Source organism: Salinicola sp. 4072 (genome assembly GCF_036663415.1).
GTDB lineage: Bacteria > Pseudomonadota > Gammaproteobacteria > Pseudomonadales > Halomonadaceae > Salinicola > Salinicola salarius_A.
Genome location: NZ_JAXOVV010000001.1, coordinates 472,924 through 494,760 on the forward strand (window position 1 = coordinate 472,924; position 21,837 = coordinate 494,760).

Here is a 21,837-nt window from a genome sequence, read left to right on the forward strand (position 1 = left end):
CGCCTGGAACACGTCGCGACAGGTTGTTCTGCCTGTCTACGAGAGTGCCTGATGAGACTCTCAGTGTAGACAAAAGTTCAATAACCACGCCAACTTCAACGGGCCTGAAATCGGCCATTCGCTGGGCTGACCGATAATACGATGAATGGCGGCGAATGGCATCATGGCCGCATCTCGACACCGTTGACGACTTTTCGAAACCGCTGGTTAGCCTAGCGTGGCTTGATGTCCGATAGATGACGCCCCACGGCAAGCCATGCTCCCAACCAGCCCAACAGTGTACTAAAAAGCAGCAGAAAAACCGAATTCCTGCCACCCAGCGACGGCAGCGCGAAGTGGGCGCCGTAGCTTTCCGCCAGCGCCGCGACCGGCGACGCCAGCCAGTTCCCGCCAAGCATGAGAATCACCAGCGCCAGAACACCTCCGCCCAGCCCATACCAGGCGCCACTGTAGAGAAACGGGCGCCTCACGAAAGCATGCGTCGCACCGATCAGCGTCACGACCTCGATTTCCTGACGCCGACTCTCCACGGCCAGCCGTATCGTGTTGCCGACCACCAGCAGCACGCCCAGGCCAAACAGCAGCGCCAGCGCCAGCGCGACGCGCTGCCCCAAGTCCGCCAGCTGTTGCAGCCGGTCCAGCCAGGCCAGATCCAGCCGGACTTCATCGACTCCCTCGATCGTCTGCAGACGCTGGCTCAGCGACTGTACGGCAGCGGGCGCGGTATCGTCCGGTGTGACCACGACGCTGGCCGGCAGCGGGTTGGCGTCGAGCTGGGAGAGCGCATCGTCGACGCCCAGTGTCTGCTGGAACGCCGCCAGCCCCTCGGCCGCCGTCACCAAGCGCGCGCCGGCCACGCCGGGCTGCCCGCCGACCTCGGCGGCCAGATCCATCGCCTCGGACTCATCGATATCCGCCTGGAAGTAGACCGTCAGCGTGGCGCTTTCGTCGAGCTCGGCATCGAGCAGCCGGGCGCTGTCCAGCACCAGCCACAGACCGGCCGGCAGAATCAGTGCAATGGCGATCGCCAGCATGGTCAACAGCGTCGAGATCGGGCGCCTGATCAACCGTAACGCGCTGTCGCCCATCATCGCGCGGTGATGGCGCATCCAGGCGCGACCGCCGCCCCCAGCTCGGCGTTGCGGCTTCTGCGCTCCGCGCCGCCCTTCGACACGACGCTCGGCGGAGGGTCGACGCTCGCTCATGCCGCCTCCTCGTCGCCGATGAGCCTGCCATCCCGCAGCTTCAGCACCCGATGGCGCAGGCGAGCGATCAAGGCCAGATCGTGGCTCGCCACCAGGACCGTGGTGCCGATACGGTTGAAGTCTTCGAACAGCCGCATGATGTCGGCGGAGAGCTGGGGGTCGAGATTACCGGTCGGCTCGTCGGCCAGCAGCAGCGCCGGCTTGTTGACCACGGCTCGAGCAATGCCCACGCGCTGCTGCTCGCCGGTGGAAAGCTCGATCGGCAGGGCCCGCTCACGATGCAGAAGCCCGACCTTGTCGAGCGCGGCGCGCACGCGTCGCGCGGCATCGCCTGGCTCGACGCCCTGTATCGTCAACGGTAATGCCACGTTGGCGAAGATGTCCCGATCGAACAGCAGTTGGTGATCCTGGAAGACCACGCCGATCTGGCGGCGATAGTAGGGAACCTGACTGATATGCAGTTGATCGAGGTCGTGACCGGCGACCAGCACCCGGCCACGTGAAGGGCGTTCGAGACGCATGATCAAGCGCAGCAGCGAGCTCTTGCCGGCACCGGAGTGGCCGGTCAGGAACAGCATCTCGCCCCGCTCGACGCGAAAGTTGATATCGGCGAGTGCCTCGAAGCGTCCGCCGTAGCGCTTACCAACGTGCTCGAAGGCAATCATGAATCGGCATCGCCGTCCCGACCGAACAGCGCCTTGACGAAGGTCTGCGCATCGAACGGGCGCAAGTCCTCAAGCGACTCCCCGACCCCGATAAAGCGGATCGGTGTCCCCATCTTCTTGGCCAGAGCAAAGATGATGCCCCCCTTGGCGGTGCCATCGAGCTTGGTCAAGGTGATCCCGGTGATCGGAATGGCTTCATCGAAGGTGGTCGCCTGGGAGATCGCGTTCTGCCCCGTCCCCGCATCGAGCACCAGCATCACCTCATGCGGCGCGCTGGCGTCGAGCTTGGCCATGACACGCTGCACCTTCTTGAGCTCTTCCATCAGATGGCTCTTGTTGTGCAGCCGGCCAGCAGTGTCGGCGATCAGCACGTCGACCTTGCGCGCCCGGGCCGCAGCGACGGCATCGTAGATGACCGAGGCGCTGTCGGCACCGGTGTGCTGGGCGATCACCGGAACTCGGTTGCGATCGCCCCAGACCTTGAGCTGCTCGACCGCGGCGGCACGGAAGGTGTCGCCGGCTGCCAGCATCACGCTACGGCCTTCGTTCTGGAAACGCTGGGTGAGCTTGCCGATGGTCGTGGTCTTGCCGACTCCGTTGACGCCCACCATCAGGATCACGAACGGGCCCTCGCCCTTCGGCGGCAATTGCAACTGCTGGGAGACCGGTTCGAGCAGCGCTGCCAGCTCTTCCTGAAGCGCACGATAGAGCGCATCGGCGTCGGCCAGCTCCTTGCGCGAGACTCGCCCCGTCAGCCGCTCGATGATCTCGGTGGTCGCCTCGATCCCCACGTCGGCCAGCAGCAGTTGGGTCTCGAGGTCCTCCATCAGCTCGTCGTCGATCTGCTTCTTGCCCAGCAACAGATCGGCGATGCCGTCGGTCAGGTTCGCGCGAGTGCGCCCCAGGCCGGCACGAACGCGCGCCAGCCAGCCGCCCTTGGGCTTCTCTTTGGGGGCCGGTGCGGATGCCGATGATACGGCTGCAGGCGGCTCGGGTTCGGGTTCGGGCTCGGGCTCGGGCTCGGGCATCGAAGCGGGCTCCGGCGCCGGCGTCACGTCCCTCGCCAGATCGGTCGCGCGCGTTCCCTCGGCCTGGTCTTCCTGCAAGGCCGACTGCGGCGACTCCTGCGACAGCGGCTCGCTGAGCGCTTCCCTGGCGGCCGTTTCCTCGAGCGAAGAGGGCTCGTAATCCACGGTGGCCGGACGCTCGGGATCCTCGGCCTGGACGGAAGGCTCATCGGGCGTGACGGTGCCCGACACCGAGGCACGCTCGCCATCCTCGTCGACAGCCGTTTCATCCCGGTCGGCACTTACCTCGCCAGAGGCCTCGTCACCCTGCGTGGTCGCCGGGTTCGGCTCCTCCCGAGGCGTGTCGTCGCCCGGCTCGTCCTCGCCGCGCTCCGCTGCCGCCCTGGCCTCGGCTTCCTCGGCCTCACGCCGGCGGGCTTCCTCTTCCTGCTGCTGCTTTTTACGACTCTTGAATAGTCCGAACATGGATGGCTTCACTGATGAAAAAGCCGTGCTTGCGTCGCTGAATCAGCGCCGATCATCACGGCTTCGGAGAATATCGATAACCAGGGTCTGTCGCCGCTTCAGCGCGAACCGCGTTGCTGCGCCAAATGGTGTCAGGCCAGGCGCGGGATGCAGAGAAGGATGGTTCCCTTGTCCAGTCCCGCAACGCCGCATGACGCCATTTGCCGCGCAACCCGAAGGGCCGGGCCAGTTTTGCACGGTGCTGCGTTATTCGTCATTCATTTGGAATGACCAAACTACGCTCCTCACGCCTTGCCCCGCACAAAAACTGGCTCCGGCGCGGCCGTGCATGAAACGGCGACAGACCCTGCGCCTCATCCTATCACCGCGAGGGTTGCGGGGGTACAATTGCCCGCCATGAATCGACGTCGTTCCCGTCGGGCCGCCAACGGCGCTCGCAATCACGCTCACAGCCCTCGAGGCCACGCCAATGACGCCCGCGCTCCTCAGGGCGCCCGGCAGTCCGCGCATCATGGCAGCGGCCAACTTCGCCTAATCGGAGGCGATTTCCGCCGCCGCAAGTTGCCGATCCCCGAGAGTCCGGGCCTGCGCCCGACACCGGACCGGGTTCGCGAAACCCTGTTCAACTGGCTGGCCTTCGACATCGCCGGCCGGCGCGTGCTGGATCTCTATGCCGGCACCGGTGCGCTGGGGCTGGAAGCGCTGTCGCGCGGCGCGGCGCAGGCCATGTTCGTCGAGTCGACCGCTCACGTGGCCGCTGCGCTGGAGGCAAACATCGCCATGCTGGGAGCCGCGGGCCAGGTGCATCGAACTGATGTGGAACGGTTTCTGGCGGGCACGCCTGCCGCGTTCGATATCGTCTTTCTCGACCCGCCGTTTCGCCAAGGGCTCGCGCAGCCTACGTGCCAAGCGCTCGATTCGGGGGGCTGGCTCGCGCCCGGGGCCACAATCTACGTCGAGACGGAGCACGAGCTTGACTGGCAAGCACCGGGGCACTGGCAACTGCACCGCGACATCGTCGCCGGAGACAGCCATGGCCGGCTGTTCAGACGTCAGCCAACGGCCAAATAACGTCGCCGCTTCGAGACGCTTGTCGTCGGCCCTGACGCCACGTACGCTGGCGCCCATCAGGTCACCAGTGTTTTTACGGTCATCGACGTTCGAGACCACAGCCACGAACTTTCAAGGCCCAAAACTTTCAAGGAGAGAGTGCAGATGAACGGGGAAATCTTCGCCAAGCTGGAACAGAAGATCCAGGATGCCGTCGACAGCATCGAAATGCTGAAAATGGAGAACGAAGAGCTCAAGGCAGAGAATGCTCGCTTCCAGCAGGAGCGCGAAGAGTGGGAACAGCGTCTCGGCGGCCTGCTGGACAAGCTGCAGCCACTGGATAGCGCTGGCGCCAGCGACAGCGCCAACCAGAACGGCTGAAGCGAATCGATGGGGCGGGGCATCACCGCCTGCCCCGTCGAGCCACCTGCCCCGCCGCACAGCCTGAGTTTCCCGCCTATCCAGCCTCCGATCCTGCTCTCGCCTCTGAAGCTGCCACAACGGTAACGCGCTACCGGCGAGACTTCACACGAGCTCCCGTGACATCAGCACTGCATCCTCACTGCCGCCGTCATCGCGACGATAGTAGCCACGCCGCTGGCCGTCGACCGCGAATCCGGCACTCTCGTAGAGCCGCCGGGCCGCGACATTGGACGCGCGAAGCTCCAGCAGCAGGCGTTCGACTCCCCGTTCGATGGCACACTGCGTGATCCACCCCAGCAGTTCACGCGCCAGCCCGTGGCGTCTGTCACTCGGCCGAACACAGATCGACTGCAGCTCGGCATCGAAAGGCAGATAAGCCAGGACGGCAGCCGCTCGCAGTTCGACACCTTCCACTGCCCAGATTCCCCAGACGTCGAAGTCGTCGTCGACCAGCGCCGCGCTCAGCAGCGCTTCCGACCAGGCATCATCGTTGGCCTGACGCTCGAATGCCATCAATGCCGGCAGGTTCTCGATCCCGAGCCGAACCGGGGCCGTGCCGACCGGTGAACTCCTGGTTTTGCAAACGTTGATCGACATGGAAAGCGCTACTCGAGGAAAGCATTTGACGTCGACGCGTCGGCCATCGGTAGACGCCGATCACTTCGGCGCGGCAGGGCCTTGCCGCCAGGCTTGCCCCATCGACTGCAACAGCGGCCAGCATTCTCGCTTGGCCTTGGCGGAGGTCAGCAAATCGTCGGGGTGAGGCAGCGCGTGGCAGACCCAGCCGACCTCGTTCGCCGGATCGCTCAGCAGCGGCGACCAGACCTCGTCGCCGACGACGATGGCGCCATCGATGTGCATACCATGGCGCCGCGCCTGCCCGGCGCAGAATACCTGAATGCCCTCGCGGGCCTCGTCGACCGGGTCACTGGCCGGCGCATCCATCAGCGGCCAGGTCAGGTTCGATAATGGCGCGCCGTTGGCGGGAATGCCGACGCTTTTCAACATCTGCCCGAGCAGCGTCTGCCCGGCGGCAGAAAGTGGCCGTTCGCCGGGCAGCAACAGCCACCAGCGTTCGTCAATGACGGACAACGACAGCGTGAAACGCAGCGGTTCGGTCGGCACCTGATCGGCGGACTGGACAGCATCGTCCGTCCGGGCCTCTTCCGCCGGCCGGGAGGCAGGCGCCTGGCGAGATGTGGACTCGGAGTTCGACGCTGGCGAGCGGGACTCCTTGACGCCTTCGCCCGTGGCGCCGTCGAGCAGGGCTCGGGCTCGCGACAGCGGCGCGACGGTCGGCTGTGCAGGCGCCGATTCTGCCGCGGGGCGATCACGCTCGACCTCGACCGGCCGAGCCGGCGTTTCCAGCAGTGCCTGCAGCCGTTGCCCCGGCGCGGGCTTCTCCGGTGAGGGAGCAGTTTCCCACTCGACCTGCTCGGTCGGCCTGGCATTGACGAAGCGGTACCGCGAGGTCCAGGTGGTGATACCCATGGCTTCGAGGTACTGAAGGCGTTGAGGATCGCCGATCACCGCCCGCCACCACCACGACAGTTGGGCGAGTCAGGACTCGCTTCACCGCGCGCCGACCACTGCTGCGGCGTGTAGAGATGCAGCGCCAGCGCGTGCACGGGCCCCGCGAGCTCGTCCGCCAGCAAGCTGTAGATCAGCTGATGCCGCTTGACGGGCATCAGCCCCGCGAACCGATCGGAGACCAGCGTCACCTTGAAGTGAGTTTCCGAATCCGGTGGCACATGGTGCATGTGGCTCTCGTTCTCGACCGCCATCTGGACCGGCTCGAGCGTCGCGAGTTTCTCTTCGATACGTGCCTGAACACTCATGACAGTTCCTCCTGTGCCAACCGAATCATTGTAACGTCTCACCGGCCCATCGAGCGACGACCGGGAAATGGGCTCGGCCACCAGAGGCGAAGCTCAGCGCCGTCGTCCCTTGGCGGCCATCGGCGTGCGATAGAGGCTCAGTGCCAGCGCAATCATGACAGATACGCTCCCCACCCACAGCGATAGCGTCAACGATCCGAACGAAAGGCCGAGAATCAGCCCGACCAGCGCCGTTCCCAGCGACTGCCCGAAGGTACGCACCGAGGCCAGCACGCCGGAGGCGTTGGCGCTCAGCTCCACCGATACGCTGCCGATCATCTCGCGATTGTTCGGCGCCTGGAACAGCCCGTACCCCACGCCGCACAGCGCGGTTCGCCAGATCACGTCGAGGTAGCTCGAGTCGGCGTCCAGCCCGGTCAGTGCCAGCATGCCCAGCAGGAAAAGGCCCAGCCCGGTCGAACTGATCAGTGCCGGGTTACCCTTGTCCGCCAGACGCCCCGCCAGCGGCCCGATGACCATGATCACCAGCGGCCAGGGCGTGAACAGTACCGCCGACATGATCGGCGACACGCCCATGACGGTCTGGTAGAGGAACGGCAGCCCCACGAAAGCCACGCCTTGGGCCAGAAACGCAAACATCGACACGACCGCGGCAAACGAGAAGCGCGGTTCGGCGAACAGTGCCAACGGCACCAGCGGCCTGACGGCGTGACGTTGGCGGTAGACGAACCCCAGCAGACAGGCCACGCTGAGCGCCAGCGTCGATAGCGCCAGCACGCCGCCATTGCCATGGCCGAACTGATCCAGAGCAAAAACGCTGCCACTGAGCATGACGATCGACATCAACGCGCCCCAGATATCGATCCGTCCGGGGATGGGCGCTTCCCTCGGCAGCGCGCGCACACCCAGCGTCAGCGCCAGCAGCCCGATCGGCACGTTGATGGCGAACAGCCACGGCCAGCTCGCCACGTGCAGGATCACACCACCCAGCGACGGCCCCGCGGCGATGCCGAACGCCACCGTCAGCGCGCTCAGGCCTATTGCCGACCCCAACAGCCGGGTGGGAAAGATGATGCGATAGAGCGACGGCCCGATGCTCAGCATCGCGGCGGCACCGACCGCCTGCAGGCCTCGCATCGCGAGCAGGAACTCGAACGAGCGCGCCAGCGCACAGCCCAGCGACGCCACGGTGAAGACCAGCAGGCCACCGATATAGAGCCGGTGGCGCCCCACCCGACGGCTCACCGCGGCAAAGGTCAGCAGCAAGGCGGCGGTCACCAGTTGGTAGACGTTGGCGATCCAGATCGACTCGGAACCGCTGATCGACAGTTCCTGGGCCAGGGTGGGAAGGGCGATATTGACGATGCCGTTGTCCAGCACCGCCATCTGGGTACCGGTAATCATCGCCAGTAGCGCCAGCTTGCGTTCGCGCCCGGGTAGGCCGTCGTCCCCCGGGCGCTCCTCGAACAGGCGCTTCAGCATGTCTTCGGGTAGCGGCAGGCACCGCCGTCAGGCAACATCCGACCCATCACTCCTCGTCGGTCTCCATCAGCAGTTCGTCGTCGACCTCGGACGTTTCCAGCGCGGCCTCGTCATCGAGATCCACCGCCAGATAGCTGTGTTCGAGGGTGAGGAACGCCTGGAACAGCGACCAGTCGAGATTCTCCGGCCACTGGCGCTCATCCTCTTCCCACGCCCGCAGCTCGGTTTCGAGAATGTCGTAATAGCGCTCCCCGACATAGGCATGCAACGCCTCCGGCGTATCCATCTCGGGGATCAGGTAAACGGTGTTTTCGCCAGCGATATCGTCGAGCGTCAGGTCGTCTTCACCGACGGTCGGCTCCAACGAGTTGACCCAGTCGACGAACGCCTGGGTCGGCTTGACGCTCAGCGCGGAACGATTGAGCAGCTTCATCGGTGTCACCTCTTCTTGGGAACCGCACGGGGTCGGCGGAATTCGAACCGCAGCCATTATGGGCGCTAGACACGCCCCTGACCAACAAACTCATGAACACAGAGCGAGAATAGCACCGAGACAATCTGCGAGCCTGTTCAAGCGCAAGGCGCACGGAACACAGGCGCCCGAGCCTATGGGGTATAGGTGAGGCGCGCCGAGTACCGCGCAACGCCGCGATTGGACGGCGCAGCTATTGTATTCGGGGTTATTCCGGGCGCATCGCCGGGAACAGCAGCACATCCCTGATCGATGGACTATCGGTCAGCAGCATCACCAGCCGGTCGATCCCGATGCCTTCGCCAGCAGTCGGCGGCATGCCGTATTCCAGCGCGCGCACGTAGTCGGCATCGTAGTACATCGCCTCCAGATCGCCGGCGTCCTTCTCCGCCACTTGGGCGGCAAAGCGCTCGGCCTGGTCCTCGGCGTCGTTGAGCTCGGAGAAGCCGTTGGCGATCTCGCGCCCGCCGACGAAGAACTCGAAGCGGTCGGTGACGTGAGGGTTGGTATCGTTGCGTCGCGCCAGCGGGCTGACTTCGGCCGGATATTCGGTGATGAAGGTCGGCTGATCGAGCCGATGCTCGGCGACGGCTTCGAATATCTCGGTCTGCAGCTTGCCCAGGCCCCAGGTCGGCTTGACCGGAATGTTCAGGCGCTCGCAGGTCGCCTTGGCCGCCTCGAACGTATCGATGTCGGCTTCGCCGATGGCATCGCCCTCGATCTCGGCGCCGTATTCGATGATCGACTGGCGCAGGGTCAGACGACGGAACGGCTGGCCCAGGTCGTAGTCGGTGCCCTGATAGGTGACGGTCGTGGTGCCCAGTACCTGCTCGGCGGCGTCACGGACCATCGCTTCGGTCAGGTCGAGCAGATCCCGGTAATCGGCATAGGCCCAGTAGAACTCGAGCATGGTGAATTCCGGGTTGTGCCGCGTCGACAGACCTTCGTTACGGAAGTTGCGGTTGATCTCGAACACCCGCTCGAATCCACCCACCACCAGACGCTTGAGATAGAGCTCCGGCGCGATGCGCAGATACATGTCGATATCCAGCGCGTTGTGGTGCGTGGTGAACGGCCGCGCGGTGGCGCCGCCGGGGATCGGCTGCAGCATCGGCGTCTCGACTTCCATGAAGCCGCGTTCGACCATGAACCGGCGGATCGCGGCGATGACGCCGGAGCGCACCTCGAACACGCGCCGAGACTGCGGATTCATGATCAGATCGACATAGCGCTGACGATAGCGCGCCTCGAGGTCGGTCAGGCCGTGGAACTTGTCCGGCAGCGGGCGCAGGCTCTTGGTCAAGAGCTTGGCCTCGACCAGCATGACGTAGAGATCGCCCTTGCCGGACTTGTGGACCGGGCCGCGGCCAGCGACGATGTCACCGATGTCCCAGCTCTGGATATCTTCCAGCAGCTCGGCGGGCAACCCTTTCTTGTCGACGTAGAACTGGATCTGGCCGGAAACGTCCTGGATCACCACGAACGGGCCGCGCTTGCGCATGACGCGCCCGGCGACGGCCGCCTGACGATCGAGCGACTCGAGCTCGGGCTTCTCCTTGTCGCCCAGCTCCGCCTGCAGGTCCGCCGCCAGACTGTCGCGCCGGAAGTCGTTGGGAAATGCGCTGCCACCCTGCTCCGCCGCCTGCTCGCGACGCGCCGCCAGCTTGGCACGGCGCTCCGCGATCAGCCGGTTTTCTTCATGCGCATCATTGTGCGCATCGGAAGGAGATTGCGGGTTGTCCTGGTTCGCCATGTCGTCGCCTGTCAAAAAATAAAGTAAAGCCGCGAGCCGCGAGGGTAATCCTCTTCTGCCGGAAGCTGCTCGCAAACCCCTTTCTCGAAGCTGCTGTCTATAGCTCCCCTGAGCTGGAGCTGCTCGTAGCTCGTAGCTCGTAGCTCGTAGCTCGTAGCTCGTAGCTAGAGACCTTGCTTCAGGCTGGCCTCGATAAACTGATCCAGATCGCCGTCGAGCACCTTGTCGCAGTTGCTGCTCTGCACGCCGGTTCGCAGATCCTTGATGCGCTGGTCGTCGAGCACGTAGGAGCGGATCTGGCTGCCCCAGCCGATGTCGGCCTTGCTCTCTTCGGCCTGCTGCTTGGCAGCGTTGCGCTTCTGCATCTCGTGCTCCCACAGCTTCGCCTTCAACTGCTTCATGGCGAAGTCGCGGTTGGCGTGCTGGCTGCGCTGGCTCTGGCAGGCCACCACGATCCCCGTCGGCTCGTGGGTGATACGCACCGCCGAATCGGTGGTGTTGACGTGCTGACCGCCGGCGCCGCTCGAGCGGTAGGTGTCGGTTCGCAGATCGGCCGGGTTGATCTCGACCTCGAAGCTGTCGTCCACCTCGGGGGAAAGGAACACGGACGCGAACGAGGTGTGGCGTCGCCCGCCGGAATCGAACGGACTCTTGCGCACCAGACGGTGAACGCCGGTCTCGGTACGCAGCCAGCCGAAGGCGTATTCGCCCTGCACGTGAATGGTGGCGGACTTGATCCCGGCCACTTCGCCTGCGGAGACTTCGGTCAGCTCGGCCTTGAAGCCGTGATGCTCGGCCCAGCGCAGGTACATGCGCAGCAGCATGTTAGCCCAGTCCTGGGCTTCGGTGCCGCCGGAACCGGCCTGGATGTCGAGATAGGCGTTGTTCTCGTCCATCTCGCCGGAGAACATGCGCCGGAATTCCAGCTTGTCGAGCTGGCCCTCGAGATACGCAAGCTCCTTGCGGACCTCGTCGATGGTCGCGTCGTCCTCTTCCATCACCGCCAGCTCGAGCAGCTCGCGGTTGTCGGTGAGGCCCGCATCGAGGGTATCGATGGTCTCGACCACGGCTTCCAGCGACGCCCGCTCCTTGCCCAGCTTCTGAGCGTAGTCAGGGTCGTTCCAGACGTCCGGGTTTTCCAGCTCGCGGGAGACTTCTTCTAGCCGGTCTTTCTTCTCGGCATAGTCAAAGATACCCCCTCAGGACGTCTGTCCGTTCGGACAGGTCCTTGATGAGGTTGTTGATCGGGTTGATCTCTTGCATGGGATTCCTGCCAACGTAGCCGCGGGCGCTCCCTCGGCTCGACGAATGCTGAACCGGAAAAACGAATCGAGAGAACGCCCCAAAAGGGCGCTCATTGTAGCCAACTGCCGGCATAGCGTCATCCCGCCAGGCGCGGGCAAGCGCAAAGCGCTGTACGGCCGGGCTCGATGCGCTAAGGTTGGAAAACCATGAGCCATCTACCAATAATCATTCGGTCATCGATCACTCGGTCATCGACCATCATTTCAGGGATAGCTTTTCCATGTCACCGACTCGCCTTGCTGCCGCCATCGGTTTCGCTGCCACACTCACTGCCCTGCCGCTCCAGGCCGCGACGCTGCAGGTAGGCATTTCCGGCGATCCCGCCTCGCTCAGTCCGGCCAGGATCACCGGCGGCGTTTGGGAAGAGGACGTCCTGAGGGACATCTTCGAAGGCCCGATTGCCATCGACGCCGACGGTCAGATCATCCCCGGCGCCGCCGAAATCTGGGAGATCTCCGATGACGGCAAGACCTACACCTTTCATCTTCGCGATGGGCTCGAGTGGTCCGACGGCGAGCCGCTGACCGCCGACGACTTCGTCTACGCCTATCGCCACCAGGTCGATCCCGAGACCGCATCGAATTACGCCCACCGCCTCTACCCGGTGGTCAACGCCCAGGCGATAAATGCCGGCGAAAAGCCGCTCGATGCGCTGGGCGTCGAATCCCTGGACGACGGCAAGACGCTCAGGATCACGTTGAACGCGCCCACCGTCTATTTCCTCAAGACGCTGGTACTGCCGTTTGCCTATCCGATTCCGAAGCATGTCGTGGACGAATTCGGCGACGACTGGAGCGATCCGTCCCACATTGCGGTGAATGGCGCGTTCAAGCCGGTGAAATGGGTCTCCAATACCGAGCTGGAAACGGTCAAGAACGCGAACTTCCATGATGCCGACAACGTCAGTCTGGACGGCGTCGACTACTATCCGCTGGAGGACAAGAACGCCGGCATCCAGCGCTTCCGCGCCGGCGAGCTCGACATCCTGCGCGACTACCCGGCAGCACAGTACCCGCGCCTGTCGGAGAACCTGCCGGACGCCACGCACCTGTTTCCGTCGCTGGGCACCTACTACTACGTGTTCAACCTGCGTGACGGCTCGCCGGTAGCGGACAAGCGCGTGCGCGAAGCGCTGAGCCTGGCGATTCGTCGCGACGTGATCGCCAAGCAGCTGCTGAAGGGCGGCGTCGAGCCGGCCACCTCTCTCGTGCCCCCGGGCACCAGCGACTACGAGGCCCAGTCCCAGCCGGGGCTCGATGACGACATGGATAGCCGTCTGGCTCGTGCCAAGTCGCTGATGCAGGAAGCCGGCTACGGCCCGGACAAGCCGCTCGAGCTGACGCTGCGCTTCAACAGCGGCGACGAGCACCGCCAGATTGCCGTGGCGGTCGCCGCCATGTGGAAGCCGCTGGGGGTCGACATCGAACTCAGAAATACCGAAGCCAACGTGCACTACGCCGACCTGATGGAAGGCGATTTCCAGGTCGCCCGCGCCGCGTGGATCTCGAGCTACGACGACGCCCAGAATTTCCTGCAACTGTTGTCGGCGGAAACCAACAACTATGGCGGCTACCAGGACGAGGACTACAACGGCCTGATCAGCCAGTCGGATGCCGAGCAGGACCCGGGCAAGCGCGCGCAGCTGATGCAGCAGGCCGAAGCCCTGGCGCTGGCCGACTATCCCCTGACACCGATCTATACCTACAGCTCGCGTAATCTGGTCAACCCTGCCGTCGATGGGTGGAACGACAACGCGCTGGATATGCACGCATCGCGCTGGGTGCAGCTTCCAGAGTCACGGGACGAACGCCCAGAGTGATTCGACTAACGTCTATCTGTGACTAAAATCACAAAGAGGGCGGCGTCGTTGCCGCCTTCGCTCGGCCATATGCATGAAATGAAACGGACTATCGAGCATTTGAATTAGACGATGCATGAGCTTCACGCGAAGGTATCGCATCCGTTTCGCGGGCGTCCTCGCCAGTCGATAGTTCAGGAACGCATTCGGCCCGAGCCCCTGGCGAATGTGCCACAACAACAAGTCGGAGTTTCAACAGATGTCCAAACTGCATCTTCCCCGCGCACTGTTTCCGCTCAGCGCATTGGCGCTGGCCACCTCCCTGGCAGCCTCCCCGGCACTGGCAGAGACGCTCAACATCGGCGTTCAGGGCGAGCTCGCCTCGTTCGATACCTCGCAGGTTTCCGGTGGGGTATGGGAGTCCCAGGTGCTGATGGACGTCTACGAGGGTCTGGTCAAGCAATCACCGGACGGCGAGCTGCTGCCGGGCATGGCCACCGAGTGGGAAGTCTCCGACGACGGCAAGACCTATACCTTCCACATGCGGGAGGGAGCAAAGTGGTCCGACGGCGAGCCGGTCACCGCCGAAGATTTCGTGTTCGGCTGGCAGCATCTGCTGGCACCGGAGAACGCTTCCAAGTACGCCTACATGCTCTATCCGATCGTCAATGCCGAGGCGATCAATACCGGCGACAAGAAAGCCGACACCCTCGGCGCCGAATCGCTGGACGGCGGCAAGACGCTCAAGGTCACGCTCAACCATCCGACGCCCTACTTCCTGCAGTTGCTGACCCACTACACCTCTTATCCGGTGCCCAAGCATCTGGTCGACGAGTACGGCAAGGATTGGGTCAAGCTCGACCATATCGCCTCCAACGGAGCGTTCAAGCCGGTGGACTGGGTCTCGCAGTCGCGCATCAGCGTCGAGAAGAACCCGGCCTACTACGATGCCGACGAGGTCTCGCTGGATGGCGTCAACTACTACACCGTCGAGGACCGCAACGCGGGTATTTCCCGTTTCCGCGCCGGCGAACTCGATGTGCTGTCCGACTATCCCTCCAGCCGCTATCAGTGGCTGAAGGACAATCTGCCTGATGCCACCCACATGAGCCCGATGCTCGGCTCCTACTACTACGTGCTCAACAATCGCGACGGCAACCCCACCGCCGACAAGCGCGTGCGTGAAGCGCTCAACCTGGCCATTCGTCGCAACGTGCTCTCCGAGCAGATCATGGCCGGCAGCTTCAAGGCTTCCACCGCCATGGTTCCGCCCGGCACCAGCCACTACGACGCCCAGCAGATGGACCTCGGCAGCGACGACATGAACGATCGCATGGCCCGCGCCAAGGCGCTGCTGAAGGAAGCCGGCTACGGTCCGGATCATCCGCTCGAACTGCGCCTGCGCTACAACACCAGCGACGAGCACAAGAAGATCGCCATCGCCGTGGCCGCGATGTGGAAGCCGCTGGGCATCAACGTGCAGATGATCAATTCCGAAGCGACCGTCCATTACCAGACCATCCAGCAAGGCGATTTCGATGTCGCCCGGGCCGGCTGGATCGCCGATTACAACGACGCCGAAAACTTCCTCACCCTGCTGCATACCGGCGTCGGCAACAACTACGGCGCCTACTCCAATCCCGAGTACGACAAGCTGATGGATCAGGCGGCGCAGACCCAGGATCTCGACGCCCGGGAAAACATTCTCGAGAAAGCCGAGAACGTGGCGCTGGACGACTATGCGTTCATTCCCATGCTGACCTACGTCACGCGCAACCTGGTGAATCCCAAGCTGGAAGGCTGGGCAGACAACGTCGAGGACGACCATCCGTCACGTTGGGTTCACTTCACCGAGTAACGACTTGAGCGGTCTTCCGGAAGCACTGGCATGAGTCATCAGGGGACATCGACATGAGCTGCGTCGCCGTCGCCGTGGCGGGATTGTGGGCCTCCCCCGACGCACCCCGGGCCATCGATGCCTCGGCGCTGGGCAACCCGGCCCAGCTGGAACACTGGCTGGCCGCCCTGGATGACGACACCCGGCTCGCGCTATGCAAGGAGAAACGGCTCGCCACCCAGGCGCTGCTGGATACGCCGGTCGAGATACTCGAACGCCATCGTGACAGCCAGGGCAACGACTGGTGTCGCGTGGTGGTCCCGAACCAGCGCTCGTCGCTCGATCCTCGCGGCTATCCCGGCTGGATTCCGGCCACGCAGCTCGCCGAAGGGGAAGGCTGCCTCGCCGTCGGCACCGAAGCGGCAACGGTGGTCACGCCTGTCGCCTGGATGCAGGGCCTGCCCCAGGGTCGCTCGCTCAAACTGAGCTTCCTGACCCGACTGAGGCTGGCTCACCCGATCGAGAAAGACGCCAGCCGCATCTGGGTGGACACGCCGCTGGGCCGGGGCTGGCTATCACGGAATAGTGTTCATCTGCCGGATGAACGCTTCCCGGCAACCGCCGCCACGCTGGAAAGGCTCGGCAGACGTTTCGATGGCCTGCGCTACCTGTGGGCCGGCAACTCAAGCTTCGGCTACGACTGCTCGGGGCTGGTGCACAGTCTGTTCGCCGCCATAGGCATCGCACTGCCCCGCGACGCCTCCGATCAGGTCGAGACGGGGCAGCCGGTCGAACTCGGCGAGCGCCGCCCCGGCGACCTATTGTTCTTCGAGAAGCCCGACGACACAGGCCGGTTAGTGGTCGATCACGTCGCGCTCTATCTCGGCGAGGACCGTATGCTGCACTCGCCGACGAACAATGCGCGCATCGAATGTCGCCGGCTCGGTGGCAGTCGCTATGCCGAACAGCTCTGCGCGGTGCGCCGCTACCTATCCACGCCGGAAGCGTCCTGAGTCGAGACGCTGGCGATAGCAAGACAGCGATGCAGAAAAGCGCCGTTACCGGCGCCGAATGGAATACGATCGAGATGGGTTCCCGTCCCCGGCACACAGCCCGGCGACAAGCCCGGCGACAAGCCCGGCAACTAGACCAGTAACAACAATTGTCTAATAACGGATGGACTCGATCATGCACCAACCGCGTAAACAACGACTTCATCGTCGGCCAGGCCGCTTTGGCCTGCTGCTGGGGCTGGGTCTACTGACCAGCAGCGTGCAGGCCGCCACGCTGAGCATCGGTATTCAAGGCGAGCCCGCCTCGCTGGATACCGCTCGGATCGGTGGCAGTACCTGGGAGAACGACGTCCTGGGCGATCTGTTCGAAGGCCTGGTCACGCTGGATCCTTCCGGTAAATACATCCCCGGCGCAGCCAGCGATTGGTCACTCAGCGACGACGGCAAGGTCTATACCTTCAAGCTGCGCGACGACGCCAACTGGTCGGATGGCGAACCCGTGGTCGCCGAGGATTTCGTGCTCGCCTTCCAGCGCCTGTTCGACCCGGCCAATGGCGCCGTCTATGCCAGCCTGTTCTATCCGATTCGCGGCGCCGAAGCGCATACCAAGGGCGAGAAGGACGCCCCCGAACTCGGCGTCGAAGCCGTCGACGCCAAGACCTTGAAGATCACGCTCGATCAGCCGACGCCCTACTTCCCGACGCTGCTGGCTCATATCGCCGCGTCTCCCGTGGCATCGCATCTGGTCGAGAAATTCGGCAACGACTGGACGCAGATGGATCACATCGCGACCAACGGTGCCTTCACGCCGACCGGCTGGATCTCCCACGATCATATCGCGGCGCGCAAGAACGCCGAGTTTCATGCAGCCGCAGACGTCGCGCTCGATGGCGTCGACTACTATCCGGTCGAGGACCGCAGCGCCGGCCTGCAGCGCTTCCGCGCCGGCGGCCTGGACATCGTCCGCGACTTCTCGCCGGATCGTTACCAGTGGCTGCAGCAGAACCTGCCCGACGCCGTCCACCTCGCGCCGCAGCTGGCCAACTACTACTTCGCGCTCAACCAGCGCGACGGCCACCCGACCGCCGACAAGCGGGTGCGGGAAGCACTTAACCTGGCGATCCGCCGCGACGTCATCGCCGATCAGATCATGGACGGCGTCGTCTCCCCGGCCAGCGGCTTCGTTCCGGAAGGGGTCAGCCACTACGACGCCCAAGCCATGCCCGGCCTCGATCAGGCAAGGGACGAGCGAGTCGCCGAGGCCCAGGCGCTGCTGAAAGACGCCGGCTACGGCCCCGATCACCCGCTCGAGCTGACGCTGCGCTACTCCACCACCGAGGCCAACAAGCGCATCGCCGTGGCGCTGGCCGCCATGTGGAAGCCGCTCGGCGTCGAGACGCAGCTGGTCAACGCCGAGGGCGCAGTTCACTACGCCGAGCTCGCCGCCGGCAACTTCGACGTCGGCCGCGGCAGTTGGGTCGCGGACTTCGACGACGCCAGCAACTTCCTCGGCATCCTGCAGAGCGACTCGCCCAAGAATTACGGCGGCTATCGCAGCCAGGCGTTCGACGAGCTGATGGCCAGGGCCAGCCGCGAAACCGACATGGCCGCCCGCCAGCAACTGCTACAGCAGGCCGAGCGGCAGGCGCTTTCCGACTATGCCGTGGCGCCGATCTACGTCGATGTCTCGCGCAACCTGGTCAACCCGAAACTGGAGGGCTGGGCAGACAACGCGCTCAACCGGCATCTGTCGCGATGGTTCTCGCTAGACGCGGATTGACGACAAGACACTCGATCACCAATGCCGCCGAGTCGCGCGATCACTGCGACCGGTGGCCGAGGGACGCAGGACAAGATGATTTCGAAGCACCACAAGATGATGTCGCGTTACCTGCTTGCCGCGCTGGGCGGCATCGCGCTGGGCGCAATGGCCGTCCCGGCACAGGCTTTCACCGTCGATATCGCCAATGGCGCCGAGCCGGGCTCTCTCGATCCGCAGAAGACCAGCGGCGTCTGGGAAACCCGGATCACGCGGGCGCTGTTCGAGCGGCTGGTCACCTACGCCGCCGACGGCAGCCTGGTCCCCGGGCTCGCCGAGCACTGGGAGATCAGCGACGACGGCAAGCAGTACACCTTCCATCTGCGTGACGCCGAGTGGTCGGACGGCGAGCCGATCACCGCCGATGACGCCGTGTTCGCCCTGCGCCGCGTGCTGGAACCAGCGATCGCCAACCAGAACGCCAATCTCTATTACCCTATCGTCAACGCCCGGGCGATCAATGCTGGCGAGAAAAGCCCCGACACACTCGGGGTCGAGGCCGTCGACGCGCATACGCTGCGCATCCGGTTGACGCAGCCCACCGCCTGGTTTCTGCAGGCGCTGGCGATGACCGAAGCCTCGCCGCTGCCGGAACACGTGCTGGCCAACGCTGACGATGGCTGGGTCGAATCGGGCAACACCGTCTCCAGCGGCGCCTTTACGCTCAGCCAGTGGCCGCCCCAGTCCCGGATCGTGGTGACCAGAAATCCGCACTACTACGATGCCGACCAGGTCTCGGTCGATGAGGCCGTGTTCTACCCCATCGACGATGCCAACGCCGCGCTGAATCGCTTTCGCACCGGCGAGATGGACATCGCCTACTCGAGCGTTCCCTCCTCGCGCTTCGCCTGGGCCAGGGAGAACCTCGGCGACGCGCTGAGAGTCGGTCCGCTGACGGCGGAATATTTCTACATGTTCAATCTTCACGACGGGCAGCCGCTGGCGGATCGCCGCGTGCGCGAAGCCCTCAACCTGGCCGTCCGACGCGATGTCATTACCGACCAGATTCTGGGCCAGGGCCAGACGCCCTCGTTCTGGTACGTGCCGCGCAATACCCCTAACGCCCCGCGTGGCGATCTCGATTTCGCCGACATGACGATGGACGAGCGCATGGCCCGCGCCAAAGCGCTGATGCAAGAAGCGGGCTATGGCCCCGACCATCCGCTACGCCTGCGGCTCAACTACAACACGCTGGAAGATCACAAGAAGATTGCGGTGGCCGTGGCCGCGATGTGGAAGCCGCTGGGCGTGGAAGTCGAACTGATCAATTCCGAAGCGGCCGTGCACTACGCCACCATCCGCGAAGGCAATTTCGAAGTGGCCCGTTACGGCATGGTGGCGACCATCAACGATCCGTTCGACTTTCTCAATGCCTACGCCGACAGCGGCTCGGCCAGCCGGAGTAGCGGTTATCACGATGCCGAATACGACGCGCTGGTGGTCAAGAGCACGCGGGAGCTCGATCCGCAGAAACGCCGCCAGTTGATGACGCAGGCCCAGCAACGGCTGCTGGACGACTACGCCCTGCTGCCACTCTACGACTATGTCTCCGTCCATCTCGTCTCGCCCGCCATTCAGGGCTGGGAAATCAATCCGATGGACGTCCACCCGCTGCGCTATCTCCAGGAGAGCGAGCAATGATTCTCTCGAAGACACCGCTATGTTCAGGCTCAGGTGATCCGGCATGCTGATCTATACCCTCAAGCGCCTGCTGCAGGCGATCCCCACGCTATTGATCGTGATCACGATCTCGTTCTTTTTGATGCGCGTGGCGCCGGGCGGGCCGTTCGACGGCGAACGCCAGCTGCCGCCGGAGATCGAAGCCAACCTGATGGCGGCCTATCATCTCGACGAGCCGCTGCCGATGCAGTATCTGCGCTACATGGGCAACCTGCTCCAGGGTGATTTCGGGCCGTCATTCAAGTACAAGGATTTCTCGGTCACCGAGCTGATCATGCAGGGCTTCCCGGTGAGTCTGGAAATCGGGGGGCTGGCGATACTGCTGGCACTGATTGTCGGGCTGCCGCTGGGCATCGCGGCGGCGCTGAAGCGCAACTCGACGGTCGACTATATGGTCATGGGCACGGCGCTGACCGGCATCGCGGTTCCCAACTTCGTGATCGCGCCGATCTTCGCGCTGGTGTTCGGCGTGCTGCTGGGCTGGCTGCCGGCGGGCGGCTGGAACGGCGGCGCACTGCCCAATCTGGTGCTGCCGGTGGTGGCGCTGTCGATCCAGCAGATCGCCTACATCGCGCGGATGATGCGCGCCAGCATGATCGAGGTGCTGGGCAGCCACTTCATCCGTACCGCCCGCGCCAAGGGGCTCAACGAGGGCGAAGTGATCTGGCGCCATGCCATTCGCCCCGCGCTGCTGCCGGTGATGTCCTATCTCGGCCCGGCCATCGCCGGGATCATCACGGGTTCCGTGGTCATCGAGCAGATCTTCGGTATTCCCGGCATCGGCCGCTACTTCGTCCAGGGCGCGCTCAACCGCGACTACACCCTGGTCATGGGCACCGTGGTCTTCTACGGCGTGCTGATCGTGTTGATGAACCTGATCGTCGATTTGCTCTATTCGGCACTCGACCCCCAGATCCGCTATGACGACTAATCCCCGACAACGACTCGACCGTGACGACGATCCGATCATGACAGCAATGACGATCATGACAATGACGATCACAAAGAACAGGGAGGCCGCTGATGACATCCGAATCCAAGCCCTATAGCGGCAAACAGCCGGATGGCACCCCGCTACCCGCTGGTGGCCCCAATCCGCCCCGCTCTCCTGACCCGGAAACCCCGGGCACGAAAGAGGGCGCGCCGGTGGGTGAAAGCCTGGCTCGCGACGCCTGGCGTCGTCTCAGCCAGAACCGCGCCGCCATGGCCAGCCTGGGCCTGCTGCTTGCGATCATCGTGGTGTGCATCGTCGGCCCGTGGCTGCTGCCGTGGGGGCTTGCCGAGGTCGACTGGAACGCTTTCGGCACCGGTCCGACGCTGGAAGGCGCGCACTATCTCGGCACCGACGCCAACGGCCGCGACCTGCTCACCCGCGTGCTCTATGGCGGGCGCGTGTCACTGTCGGTGGCGCTGGTCGCTTCTTTCGTCAGTCTGGTGATCGGCGTGCTCTACGGCGCCATCTCGGGGTATCTGGGCGGTCGCGTCGACAACTACATGATGCGTTTCGTCGACATCATGTATTCGCTGCCGTTCATGTTCCTGGTGATCCTGTTGATGGTGGTGTTCGGGCGCAACATCTTCCTGATCTACGCCGCCATCGGTGCGGTGGAGTGGCTCGACATGGCACGTATCGTGCGCGGCCAGACGCTGGCACTGAAGCGGCGGGAATTCATCGAGGCCGCCCATGCGCTGGGCGTGCGCGATACCAAGATCGTCACCCGCCATCTGATTCCCAACGCCATCGGCCCGGTGATCATCTACGTCACCCTGACCGTGCCCAAGGTGATCCTGCTCGAGAGCTTCCTGTCGTTCCTGGGCCTCGGCGTGCAGGAACCGCTGACCAGTTGGGGCGTACTGATCTCTGAAGGCGTCGACATGATGGAAAGCGCACCATGGATGCTGCTGGTGCCGTCGTTCTTCCTGGCAGCGACGCTGTTCTGTCTCAACTTCCTGGGCGATGGGCTACGCGATGCCCTCGATCCGCGCACGCGCTAAGGAGCCGTT

19 protein-coding genes are annotated in these 21,837 nt (G+C 64.1%); 9 read left to right on the forward strand and 10 right to left on the reverse strand.

Features of this window, described 5'->3' with window-relative positions:
• Positions 1-212 precede the first annotated feature (212 nt).
• From ftsX to ftsY, 3 genes are read right to left on the reverse strand one after another with little or no spacing between them, the layout of a single operon-like run.
• Positions 213-1,205, reverse strand: a complete 993-nt coding sequence (gene ftsX, locus R3F72_RS02035) for a permease-like cell division protein FtsX (protein ID WP_071231780.1) — start codon at positions 1,203-1,205, stop codon at positions 213-215.
• The gene (ftsE, locus tag R3F72_RS02040) at positions 1,202-1,870 is read right to left on the reverse strand and encodes a cell division ATP-binding protein FtsE (RefSeq protein ID WP_071231779.1); all 669 of its coding nucleotides are present in this window, start codon (positions 1,868-1,870) and stop codon (positions 1,202-1,204) included. The genes ftsX and ftsE overlap by 4 nt, the downstream gene beginning before the upstream one ends.
• Positions 1,867-3,363, reverse strand: coding sequence for a signal recognition particle-docking protein FtsY (gene ftsY, locus R3F72_RS02045; RefSeq protein WP_332778805.1), 1,497 nt, complete (start codon positions 3,361-3,363; stop codon positions 1,867-1,869). Before ftsY ends, ftsE begins: the two co-directional genes overlap by 4 nt.
• A 396-nt stretch (positions 3,364-3,759) precedes the next feature.
• On the opposite strand from ftsY, the gene rsmD reads away from it, so the two are divergent.
• Positions 3,760-4,434: a 16S rRNA (guanine(966)-N(2))-methyltransferase RsmD gene (gene rsmD, locus R3F72_RS02050; RefSeq protein WP_303856700.1), complete on the forward strand. Its 675-nt coding sequence runs from the start codon at positions 3,760-3,762 to the stop codon at positions 4,432-4,434.
• 144 nt (positions 4,435-4,578) lie between these two features.
• Positions 4,579-4,794: a cell division protein ZapB gene (locus tag R3F72_RS02055; protein ID WP_087717607.1), complete on the forward strand. Its 216-nt coding sequence runs from the start codon at positions 4,579-4,581 to the stop codon at positions 4,792-4,794.
• 144 nt (positions 4,795-4,938) lie between these two features.
• On the opposite strand, the gene R3F72_RS02060 is transcribed toward R3F72_RS02055, so the two are convergent.
• From R3F72_RS02060 to prfB, 7 genes are all read right to left on the reverse strand, one after another.
• Positions 4,939-5,433 carry a GNAT family N-acetyltransferase gene (locus R3F72_RS02060; protein WP_087717606.1) on the reverse strand — a complete coding sequence of 165 codons (495 nt, stop codon included), beginning with the start codon at positions 5,431-5,433 and terminating at the stop codon, positions 4,939-4,941.
• Between the two features lie 60 nt (positions 5,434-5,493).
• Positions 5,494-6,366, reverse strand: coding sequence for a hypothetical protein (locus R3F72_RS02065; protein WP_087717605.1), 873 nt, complete (start codon positions 6,364-6,366; stop codon positions 5,494-5,496).
• Entirely contained in the window at positions 6,363-6,674 is a 312-nt protein-coding gene (locus R3F72_RS02070; RefSeq protein ID WP_087717604.1) for a BolA family protein, read from the reverse strand. The genes R3F72_RS02065 and R3F72_RS02070 overlap by 4 nt, the downstream gene beginning before the upstream one ends.
• 93 nt (positions 6,675-6,767) lie before the next feature.
• Positions 6,768-8,156 carry an MFS transporter gene (locus tag R3F72_RS02075; protein ID WP_087717603.1) on the reverse strand — a complete coding sequence of 463 codons (1,389 nt, stop codon included), beginning with the start codon at positions 8,154-8,156 and terminating at the stop codon, positions 6,768-6,770.
• A gap of 46 nt (positions 8,157-8,202) precedes the next feature.
• The gene (locus R3F72_RS02080; RefSeq protein WP_087717602.1) at positions 8,203-8,589 is read right to left on the reverse strand and encodes a hypothetical protein; all 387 of its coding nucleotides are present in this window, start codon (positions 8,587-8,589) and stop codon (positions 8,203-8,205) included.
• A gap of 247 nt (positions 8,590-8,836) precedes the next feature.
• Entirely contained in the window at positions 8,837-10,381 is a 1,545-nt protein-coding gene (gene lysS / locus R3F72_RS02085; protein WP_332778806.1) for a lysine--tRNA ligase, read from the reverse strand.
• Positions 10,382-10,545: 164 nt separating this feature from the next.
• A protein-coding gene (gene prfB / locus R3F72_RS02090; RefSeq protein WP_139284292.1) for a peptide chain release factor 2 occupies positions 10,546-11,644 on the reverse strand; the annotation gives its coding sequence in 2 pieces (ribosomal slippage) (positions 10,546-11,568 and positions 11,570-11,644; 1,098 coding nt in all).
• Between the two features lie 262 nt (positions 11,645-11,906).
• Here prfB and R3F72_RS02095 point away from each other — a divergent pair.
• The 7 genes from R3F72_RS02095 (at position 11,907) to R3F72_RS02125 (ending at position 21,828) form a co-directional block, all read left to right on the forward strand.
• Positions 11,907-13,505, forward strand: a complete 1,599-nt coding sequence (locus tag R3F72_RS02095) for a peptide ABC transporter substrate-binding protein (protein ID WP_332778807.1) — start codon at positions 11,907-11,909, stop codon at positions 13,503-13,505.
• Positions 13,506-13,743: 238 nt separating this feature from the next.
• Positions 13,744-15,342 carry a peptide ABC transporter substrate-binding protein gene (locus R3F72_RS02100; protein WP_322528863.1) on the forward strand — a complete coding sequence of 533 codons (1,599 nt, stop codon included), beginning with the start codon at positions 13,744-13,746 and terminating at the stop codon, positions 15,340-15,342.
• Positions 15,343-15,395: 53 nt separating this feature from the next.
• Entirely contained in the window at positions 15,396-16,334 is a 939-nt protein-coding gene (locus tag R3F72_RS02105) for a C40 family peptidase (RefSeq protein ID WP_332778808.1), read from the forward strand.
• 175 nt (positions 16,335-16,509) lie between these two features.
• Positions 16,510-18,114 (forward strand): peptide ABC transporter substrate-binding protein, encoded by a 1,605-nt coding sequence (locus R3F72_RS02110; protein ID WP_332778809.1) that lies wholly within the window; start codon positions 16,510-16,512, stop codon positions 18,112-18,114.
• Positions 18,115-18,189: 75 nt separating this feature from the next.
• Positions 18,190-19,794: a peptide ABC transporter substrate-binding protein gene (locus R3F72_RS02115; protein ID WP_332778810.1), complete on the forward strand. Its 1,605-nt coding sequence runs from the start codon at positions 18,190-18,192 to the stop codon at positions 19,792-19,794.
• Between the two features lie 43 nt (positions 19,795-19,837).
• A complete protein-coding gene (oppB, locus tag R3F72_RS02120) occupies positions 19,838-20,764 on the forward strand; it encodes an oligopeptide ABC transporter permease OppB (RefSeq protein WP_087717596.1) in 927 nt (308 codons plus the stop codon).
• A 92-nt stretch (positions 20,765-20,856) separates the two neighbouring features.
• Positions 20,857-21,828, forward strand: a complete 972-nt coding sequence (locus R3F72_RS02125; protein ID WP_087717595.1) for an ABC transporter permease — start codon at positions 20,857-20,859, stop codon at positions 21,826-21,828.
• The last annotated feature ends 9 nt before the right edge of the window (positions 21,829-21,837 follow it).

Bases quoted from the DNA above. Each gene is read 5' to 3' on its own strand.
- R3F72_RS02125 (WP_087717595.1), top strand. From the start codon at position 20,857: ATGACATCCGAATCCAAGCCCTATAGCGGCAAACAGCCGGATGGCACC.
- rsmD (WP_303856700.1), top strand. From the start codon at position 3,760: ATGAATCGACGTCGTTCCCGTCGGGCCGCCAACGGCGCTCGCAATCAC.
- lysS (WP_332778806.1), bottom strand. From the start codon at position 10,381: ATGGCGAACCAGGACAACCCGCAATCTCCTTCCGATGCGCACAATGAT.
- R3F72_RS02070 (WP_087717604.1), bottom strand. From the start codon at position 6,674: ATGAGTGTTCAGGCACGTATCGAAGAGAAACTCGCGACGCTCGAGCCG.
- R3F72_RS02115 (WP_332778810.1), top strand. From the start codon at position 18,190: ATGATTTCGAAGCACCACAAGATGATGTCGCGTTACCTGCTTGCCGCG.
- R3F72_RS02105 (WP_332778808.1), top strand. From the start codon at position 15,396: ATGAGCTGCGTCGCCGTCGCCGTGGCGGGATTGTGGGCCTCCCCCGAC.
- R3F72_RS02080 (WP_087717602.1), bottom strand. From the start codon at position 8,589: ATGAAGCTGCTCAATCGTTCCGCGCTGAGCGTCAAGCCGACCCAGGCG.
- ftsE (WP_071231779.1), bottom strand. From the start codon at position 1,870: ATGATTGCCTTCGAGCACGTTGGTAAGCGCTACGGCGGACGCTTCGAG.
- oppB (WP_087717596.1), top strand. From the start codon at position 19,838: ATGCTGATCTATACCCTCAAGCGCCTGCTGCAGGCGATCCCCACGCTA.
- R3F72_RS02060 (WP_087717606.1), bottom strand. From the start codon at position 5,433: ATGTCGATCAACGTTTGCAAAACCAGGAGTTCACCGGTCGGCACGGCC.
- R3F72_RS02055 (WP_087717607.1), top strand. From the start codon at position 4,579: ATGAACGGGGAAATCTTCGCCAAGCTGGAACAGAAGATCCAGGATGCC.
- ftsY (WP_332778805.1), bottom strand. From the start codon at position 3,363: ATGTTCGGACTATTCAAGAGTCGTAAAAAGCAGCAGCAGGAAGAGGAA.
- R3F72_RS02100 (WP_322528863.1), top strand. From the start codon at position 13,744: ATGTCCAAACTGCATCTTCCCCGCGCACTGTTTCCGCTCAGCGCATTG.
- R3F72_RS02075 (WP_087717603.1), bottom strand. From the start codon at position 8,156: ATGCTGAAGCGCCTGTTCGAGGAGCGCCCGGGGGACGACGGCCTACCC.
- R3F72_RS02110 (WP_332778809.1), top strand. From the start codon at position 16,510: ATGCACCAACCGCGTAAACAACGACTTCATCGTCGGCCAGGCCGCTTT.
- R3F72_RS02095 (WP_332778807.1), top strand. From the start codon at position 11,907: ATGTCACCGACTCGCCTTGCTGCCGCCATCGGTTTCGCTGCCACACTC.
- ftsX (WP_071231780.1), bottom strand. From the start codon at position 1,205: ATGAGCGAGCGTCGACCCTCCGCCGAGCGTCGTGTCGAAGGGCGGCGC.